At 61.3% G+C, this 3,887-nt stretch carries 7 protein-coding genes; 3 read left to right on the top strand and 4 right to left on the bottom strand.

What is annotated here, in order from left to right:
* Window positions 1-63: 63 nt before the first annotated feature.
* Genes FEM54_RS26775 through FEM54_RS26760 form a run of 4 tightly spaced genes read right to left on the bottom strand, consistent with a single transcriptional unit; the run spans window position 64 to window position 1,748 of the window.
* Entirely contained in the window at window positions 64-276 is a 213-nt protein-coding gene (locus FEM54_RS26775) for an SEC-C metal-binding domain-containing protein (RefSeq protein WP_017137184.1), read from the bottom strand.
* Entirely contained in the window at window positions 273-755 is a 483-nt protein-coding gene (locus tag FEM54_RS26770) for an LEA/WHy family protein (protein WP_017137185.1), read from the bottom strand. The genes FEM54_RS26775 and FEM54_RS26770 overlap by 4 nt, the downstream gene beginning before the upstream one ends.
* 20 nt (window positions 756-775) lie before the next feature.
* On the bottom strand, window positions 776-1,246 hold the full coding sequence (locus FEM54_RS26765) for a YchJ family protein (RefSeq protein ID WP_017137186.1): 471 nt from the start codon (window positions 1,244-1,246) through the stop codon (window positions 776-778).
* 4 nt (window positions 1,247-1,250) lie between these two features.
* Window positions 1,251-1,748 (bottom strand): DUF6231 family protein, encoded by a 498-nt coding sequence (locus tag FEM54_RS26760; RefSeq protein WP_017137187.1) that lies wholly within the window; start codon window positions 1,746-1,748, stop codon window positions 1,251-1,253.
* A 190-nt stretch (window positions 1,749-1,938) separates the two neighbouring features.
* Between FEM54_RS26760 and FEM54_RS26755 the strand changes: the two genes are divergently transcribed.
* The 3 genes from FEM54_RS26755 (at window position 1,939) to FEM54_RS26745 (ending at window position 3,811) form a co-directional block, all read left to right on the top strand.
* Window positions 1,939-2,634: a PA1041 family peptidoglycan-binding anchor lipoprotein gene (locus FEM54_RS26755; RefSeq protein ID WP_017137188.1), complete on the top strand. Its 696-nt coding sequence runs from the start codon at window positions 1,939-1,941 to the stop codon at window positions 2,632-2,634.
* 132 nt (window positions 2,635-2,766) lie between these two features.
* Entirely contained in the window at window positions 2,767-3,060 is a 294-nt protein-coding gene (locus FEM54_RS26750) for a DUF1145 domain-containing protein (RefSeq protein WP_017137189.1), read from the top strand.
* Complete coding sequence (locus FEM54_RS26745) at window positions 3,053-3,811, top strand: collagen-like protein (RefSeq protein WP_138453675.1); 759 nt, start codon at window positions 3,053-3,055, stop codon at window positions 3,809-3,811. The genes FEM54_RS26750 and FEM54_RS26745 overlap by 8 nt, the downstream gene beginning before the upstream one ends.
* Window positions 3,812-3,887: the final 76 nt, after the last annotated feature.

Genomic DNA, 3,887 nt, shown 5'->3' with positions numbered 1-3,887 from the left:
ATTGTTAACTGTCAGACCGCTATCGCAGGCAAGCCAGCTCCCACACTGACTGCATTCAGGGCATCAGGCCCCGTGGCACTTCTTGAATTTCTTCTCACTGCCGCACGGGCACGGATCGTTGCGACCCACGTCCTTCAACGCGTTGCGCACCGGCTCCTGGTGAGCGTGGCCGCAGTTCGGGCCGTGGACATGGCCGTGGTCGTGATCATGGCCGTGATCATGCTGATCGTGATCGTGGTTGCAGTCAGGACCATGGACATGGGGTTGCTGAGTCATCGATGTCGCTCCGGAATAAAATCGCCGGGGATTATCTCGCCATTGTGGGCGACCTGCACGTCATTACCGATGAATAATCCGGTTTTCAGCTCGCCTTCCAGGCGATAGGGCACGGGTTTGGTCGGGTTTTTGAGCATTTGCACCACATCGCGGATCTTCGGCCAGAGGTTGGTGCGCACCTTCACCCGAAAAAAACCATGACTGCGCGGCGGTATGGTCAGCCATTCGTTGGACTCGCCTTCGGTGAGCACAAAACCGCCCAGGCTGACCTTATAGATCAGGCCGCGCACCGTGAGATCGGCGTCGTCGCGGTTATCGACGCGAAACCACAGTTTGAACTTCTGCTCCAGCAGCTTGGCCCGTACCACCTCGACTTTCACCAGGGCGACGTGGGGCGTAGGCGCATCGTCTTCAAACCACGACGCGCAGCCGCTGAGACTCAAGGTCAACGCCAGCATCAAGCTGTACATCCGAAGCATGGCGTTTTCCCTGTGGGTGATTAGAGGTAGCTGGAACAGCACTTCTTGAATTTTTGGCCACTGCCGCACAAACATACATCATTGCGCCCGGCCTTGAACTCAACCGTCGGATCGATGAAGTACCAGCGCCCGTCATTCTGTACGAAAGACGACTGCTCACGGTGGCTGTGTTCGCCGGTGCTGTCATGCCAGCGTGCGGTAAAGGTCACGAATGCATGTTCCGGCTGGCCGCCGAACACTTCCGAACTTTCCACCTCCAGGCCCAGCCAGGTGCTCTGCGCGCTCCAGGCGCTGATCGCAATGCGGTCCAGGCCGGCTTGCTGCGCGGGCAAGGTTGTGGCCACCAGGTAGTCCACCAGGCCCAGCACATAGGCGCTGTAGCGCGAGCGCATCAGCGCGGTGGCGCACGGCGCCGGGTGGCCGGCGTGATAGTGGCCGCAGCAGGCATCCAACAGGTTGCCGCTGCCGCAGGGGCAAATGGATGTACTCATCGGGTTACCACCAATACTTTCCAAAATTTTCCGGGTTGGCCCAGAAACGGGCGTTGAGCCAGTCGGGCACCTGTTTGTAGTCAAGCAGATCATAGGTAAACAGTGTCAGTACCTGCTCGTCGCGCTGGAAACGCTCGCCGGCTTGCAGGGCCAGGGAGAAGAAGTCGGTGTCTTTCCAGCCGCAGGCGCCCAGGTCCACCAGCACCGCAATGCGGCTGCTATTAAGGTTGCGAATGCCGCCGAGCAAGGTCAGGCCTTGCGGTTTTGACAGGTGCTCCAGGCAGTCGACCACCAGCGCCAGGTCAAAACGCTGCGCCGCCAGTTCTGCCGGCAACGGCCCGGGCGGGGCGATGGCCACGATGGTGTCCGGGTGCTCGGCCTGGAACGCCTCCAGCGCCGGAAACTGGCTGGCGCCCAACAACAACAGGCGTTTGGGCTGGTGTAAATCGAGCAAAGCGGCCAGGGCTTGCTGGGGTGTACGGGAAGAAATACCAGCGGTCATCACAGATCCTCACATCAGAACCCTAGAGACTAGCGCGGCTGAGCGTGCGGGCCTAGAGCGGGCGGCAGCGAAAAGTCCTACAAATGCTGCGATCCTCAATGAAACCGGGGGTGTGGCGTACTGGCGCAGATGAAAAGAGCGGTCTTTACTCCACCTGTCGGCCCCCGCCGATCCCCTCAGGAGAAATCACATGAGCATCATGCGGACAGCTCTACCCTTGGTTCTGCTAACCGGAGTATTGACAGGTTGCGCAGGGTTGCAAAAAACCGATTGGCCCACCTGTGCAGCAGTCGGTGGTGTGACGGGCGCTGCCATTGGCGCCACTGAAAGTTCAGCCTATGCGGGCGCAGGCGCGCTGTTGATCGGCGGCATGGCCGGCGCCTATTGCTGGGTGCATGGCGATGGCGACGAAGATGGTGACGGTGTGCCGGACAGCCGCGACAAGTGCCCTGGCACGCCAAAAGGCGTGCAGGTCGATGCCAATGGTTGCCCACCCGCACCGCCGGCCGCCGTGGTTGAGGAAGTGGTGGTGGTCAAGGAAGAAACCATCGTGATTCGCGATGTGCACTTCCAGTTCGATTCGGCCAAGTTGACGGCAGCGGACAAAACCAAGCTCGACATCATTGCCACTCGCCTGAAAAAAGAAGCCCCAGGCGCGCAACTGCGGGTCAGTGGGCATACCGACAGCGTCGGTAAAGATGCCTACAACCAGAAACTCTCGGAAAAACGCGCTCATTCGGTGACGGATTACCTGGTCAGCTCCGGTGTGCCTCGCAGCAACTTTGTCTCGGTGACCGGTGCTGGCGAAAGCCACCCAGTGGCCGACAACAAAACCGCTGAAGGGCGTGCGTTGAACCGTCGCGTGGAAATCCAGATCAACCGCTGACAGCCCTTGCCCCTGCGGGCACCGCAGGGGCATTGCCGGCGAGCCCTGGCAAGTTTTTTCATCCTTCACTGGCAAATCGCCTGCAGAAGTCGGTACTGTGCGCCCAAAGAATAATAGGCAGGGGCATGCGGGATGAAGGTGTTTTGGGGGCTGGGAAAGTTTCTGACGTTGTTGTTCTGGGTAGTGGTGCTGGTCAACCTGTTCCGGCCGCTGACGAATCCGTTTCACCTGTTGGTCAGCCTGGCCGGCAGTCTGTTGATGCTTACCCACCTGCTTGAATTGCTGTTGTTCAACAGCAGCTTGAAACACCGTGCCCACCCTTGGCGTGACCGCTTGCAGATTCTGCTGGTGGGGATGTTCCATGTGCGGGGCCTGTCGGCGCCTGCTGCGGTTAATGAAACGAACGAGGAGGCCAATCATGCGTAAGGTTTTTCTGTTGGCCCTGTTGGTCAGCCCCATTGCTATGGCGCAGAGCGTCAGTGTTGAAACCAACTCGCTGATGCGCCTGCCCAGCAGCACCAGCGTGTTGCAACTGGAGCGCCTGGATGTGGCGGACTACGGCACGTTGCTGGTGCCGGCGACCATCAGCCAAGTGACCGTGGATGAGTTGCACCTGGGTCGCGAGGCGCGTATCACCATCGCCCCCGGCAATACCGCGCTGCAATTGCAGGTGCGTAATGCGCAACTGGAACATGGCAGCCAGATCACGTCGCGCGGCGCCCCCGGTACCCACGAAAAGCCGGCCAAGGCCGGGCGTGACCTGGTGCTGCGCATTAACGCGCTGACCGCCGAAGAGCTGTCGGTGGACGCGCGTGGCGGCGCCGGTGCCCAAGGTTATGCCGGCCTCGATGGCGCCAACGGTGTGGACCCAGGCTGCACCTGGGGTTCCGCCGGGCGTGGTGCCAATGGCGATAACGGCGGCGACGGCCTGCCGGGCGCGTCGGGGGCGACTGTGCGGGTTGAGCTGCCACAGAGCTTCCCGGCCGAGCAGATCAAAGTGTGGGTCGACGGCGGGCCGGGTGGCTTGGCCGGTACGGCGGGCAAACCGGGCAAAGGCGGGCAGTCCAAAGGGTGCCTGGTGTACCGCGCCGACGGTGGTGATAAAGGCCGGCCAGGGCTGGAAGGCCAGCCGGGGCCGGCTGGGCCTGCGGGGGCTGTGACTATTCAGCGGTTGTGAGTCGCTTGAACTGACGCTATCGCGGGCAAGCCCGGCTCCCACAGGTTGGAATGCATTCCAAATGTGGGAGCCGGGC

It is taken from the genome of Pseudomonas edaphica, assembly GCF_005863185.1.
Lineage (GTDB): Bacteria > Pseudomonadota > Gammaproteobacteria > Pseudomonadales > Pseudomonadaceae > Aquipseudomonas > Aquipseudomonas edaphica.
This window is presented reverse-complemented; position numbering and strand designations above follow the sequence as displayed.